The 2,838-nt window shown below is 33.2% G+C and carries 3 protein-coding genes; all 3 read right to left on the bottom strand.

Features of this window, described 5'->3' with window-relative positions:
• Window positions 1-341: 341 nt before the first annotated feature.
• Complete coding sequence (locus tag J8H85_RS18800) at window positions 342-713, bottom strand: transposase (protein ID WP_209657238.1); 372 nt, start codon at window positions 711-713, stop codon at window positions 342-344.
• A 189-nt stretch (window positions 714-902) separates the two neighbouring features.
• Complete coding sequence (locus J8H85_RS18795; protein WP_209657237.1) at window positions 903-1,259, bottom strand: hypothetical protein; 357 nt, start codon at window positions 1,257-1,259, stop codon at window positions 903-905.
• Window positions 1,260-1,430: 171 nt separating this feature from the next.
• The gene (locus J8H85_RS18790) at window positions 1,431-2,150 is read right to left on the bottom strand and encodes a hypothetical protein (protein ID WP_209657236.1); all 720 of its coding nucleotides are present in this window, start codon (window positions 2,148-2,150) and stop codon (window positions 1,431-1,433) included.
• Between the last annotated feature and the right edge of the window lie 688 nt (window positions 2,151-2,838).

Here is a 2,838-nt window from a genome sequence, read left to right as displayed (position 1 = left end):
TTTATACTTGTAGAACCTGTGCAAAGAGTTTGTAGTTCTGGAACTATATTTCTTTCTGAGTGTAAGCATTTGATGTTTCCTAAGGACGTTAAACAGTGTGTCTCTACCGACTTTAAGGTTGGCTTTGGTAAACTCACCATCTAAAGATTTTACAAGTTTACGCACGCCTTCTCTAGGTAGGGATTTGCGTCTTTTCTTTATAATCTCAATAATCTGCTGTTCTAGTTTTAAACGCTTATCAGCTCTGTTTTTATACTTATAGTAAGCATTTCGTTTATGTCCGAAACAATGTGTTATTGTAGTTAAAGAAGCAAATCCCTTAGCTTTTTCCTTGGCTTTGATTAAGGCTTTGTACTTAACTTTTTTTTTAGTTCAGCCACCGATTTATAGCCTAGATCTTCTGCAGCTACTTCCAGGTATGAATCCAATACCAAGGCATCTAAATCCTTTTTTAAGAGTAGCTTTTTAAGCTGTTCAATCTCTTTTTGTAGTTCTTTAATTCGTGTTATCTCGTCTTTTGTTTCCACTTTTACTCTGGTGTTCATTAGGTCTTTACGGTTGTACTTTCTAATCCATTCATTAATGGTAGTGGGGGCAATGCCATAAAGTTTGCCTAATTGGTTCTTGTTTAGTTTACCGGTTGTAATTTCGTCTAAAATTTTCAGTTTGAAAGGTTCTGAATACCGTCTGATTACTTTGTCATTTCTATACATAATGTTTAAAATTATGTAGCCTTATTTCAGGACGGGTCAAAATGTGCCACAACGTTTATGTGTAAGGAACGTTGCGTGTTTGAGTGCGAGGATTTTCCGAAGGAAAATCAGAAGCTAGCAAACAAAGCAACGACCAAACGATTAAACTAAAATAAGCAATGTTTTTTACACGGTGTTGTGTGTAGTTTTTTATTTAATTCCACTTATTATATTCTTTAAATTAAACCCATATTCTCCGTGTTTTCCACCGCCCCAACTTTCGTAAAGCAATGTTGTCGGAATTCCACAATTTGGGCAATAATAGTCAAGAAATGAGTTTGGGATTTCAGTCAGTTTTTCCTTTATAAAATCCGATATTTTTTTAGCGTCCTTTTCCGAAAGATTGGAGAAGTCAGATAGCTGATGCTTTTTTAGATTACTAAAGTTTATTGAAATTTTGTCATTGCAATTTAAACATCTTAATTCAGCAGTCGGATGAGTTTCAAAATCCACGTAACTATTGAATTCTGTTTTGTCAGTAATTTTATTTATTTCAGTCAATTTCATTGAATTCAGCTCTATTTTCTCAAATTACACACAACGTTTATGTATAAGGAAAGTTGCGTGTTTGTGTGCGAGGATTTTCCGAAGGAAAATCAGAAGCTAGCAAACAAGCAACTAACTTTGGTTTAGCTAAAACTAGCAATTTTTTTTATACGGTGTTAGCAAACGTATTTATTAATAGACTAATTCCAGTACAATTATTCTTCTATTTAGTTTGTCATTTAAATCTATATTTTCTAGCAACATTACATCAGCTAACATAGGATATAAAAATCCCAAAGCTCTTTTCTTTTCATAAAATTCACTATGAAATTCGCTTTTGTCTTTAATGGTTTCTAGTGCTCGCATATACTTGCCAATGTAATTAATTTCAGCTGAATTTAATTCACGATTTATAATTGAATCAAAATCTGCATTAGGTCGAATTTCTAAATAATTTCTTGAATAAGTGTATTCTGTTGTGCCGTCTGGATTAATATACTTATGCCTCGATTTGACATATGGAACGGGACTTTCCAAAAATCGTAAAGAGTCCGATTCTATTTTGTCAAAAGAACTATTTAGCAATATCCAAGCAGAATCTGGAAACTTATACATTTCTAGTCGTAAATCACTTGATTCAAACTTTTCGTTCGCTTTCTGCGATACTTTTTTTAGGTTTTTAAATTTTCTATCTCGTATTTCGGTTAAAAACTGGCGATAGGCATTTTCTGTGTCCAAGTTCGGGTATTGTCTTTTTAGATAATCATTTTCAAAATCGGAAACAAGGAAGTCCAAAGTCGCAATATTTTCTTTTCCTAAAACTTTATCAAATTCCGATATTTTGTTTTCAGATTTTCTGTCAGCACAACTTATAATTAGAACAAAAAGTGTTAATATTTTGATGATTTTCATTGGCTGGTCATATGTTTGCTAACGGTTAGTGGTATGAATAGTGGCCTTTTCCATAAACTTGCTTTAGGCCATTATTTATACCACGTGTTATCTGCTGTTTTATTTTAATTTTTTATTTGCCTAAAATTAATAATAAAAAGCAAAGGTACAGTTGCCGATCCGGAATAATTAACAGGTATTTTTTTCTGGGTTTGCCCTTGAGCTATGAATTTTATGCTTGATAAGGTTCGTCGCTCAAGGGCACTAAAAATGTCGTTACTTGCTTTATTAGGTCAACAATAAGTAAAAACACTTGACTTTGTAAAAAATTTTCCTTAACTTAATAAAGTATTTTTCAACGTGTCAGCGTAGAAAGCGCGCTTTCTACGCTGACAAGCAAAAAATACTTGGCAATTCTCTTTCTAGGTCAGAGATTTGCAAACCTAATAAAGCAAGTAACTCCTTAAAGTTTCCCCGTGCAGCCCAGAAAAAAGTGTCGAATCCGTATCGGTAATTGCAGATAACGTGTTTGTATATGGTTTGTTGCGTGGTTAAGCCGTTAAGTTAGCAAATAAAAACCGAATAGAAAATGAACTGCCCCCAAAAAGTTAGACACTATTTGAGGGTATTTTTATGGAAAGAAAAGTCAAGTACAATTACGATTTTAAACTTCGTTGCGTAAAGGAAGTGTTGAAAAATCATCAAACAG

The organism is Mariniflexile gromovii, assembly GCF_017814435.1.
Taxonomy (GTDB): domain Bacteria; phylum Bacteroidota; class Bacteroidia; order Flavobacteriales; family Flavobacteriaceae; genus Mariniflexile; species Mariniflexile gromovii.
The sequence above is the reverse complement of the archived record's forward strand: the minus strand, read 5'-3'. Positions and strand labels throughout refer to the sequence as shown.